The organism is Terrisporobacter petrolearius (assembly GCF_020748185.1).
Taxonomy (GTDB): domain Bacteria; phylum Bacillota; class Clostridia; order Peptostreptococcales; family Peptostreptococcaceae; genus Terrisporobacter; species Terrisporobacter petrolearius.
In genome coordinates, this window is sequence record NZ_JAHZMO010000222.1 from 1 (window position 1) to 277 (window position 277).

1 rRNA gene is annotated in these 277 nt (G+C 48.0%); it reads right to left on the reverse strand.

The features are described 5' to 3' along the window. A 23S ribosomal RNA gene (locus tag K0040_RS20405) occupies nt 1–277 on the reverse strand; the annotation flags it as partial.

The window sequence follows — 277 nt, forward strand, 5'->3', positions numbered from 1 at the left end:
GGTTTACGGCCTGTGGGATTCTCACCCACATCTCGCTACTCATGCCAACATTCTCACTTCTATACAGTCCACATCTCCTTACGGTAATGCTTCAATCCGTATAGAAAGCTCTCCTACCCATCATAAAGTAACTCGCAAACGCGGTCGCTCAAATGATGCCGTAGCTTCGGTAGTACGTTTTAGCCCCGGAAATTTTCGGCGCAGGATCACTCGACCAGTGAGCTATTACGCACTCTTTAAATGAGTGGCTGCTTCTAAGCCAACATCCTGGTTGTCT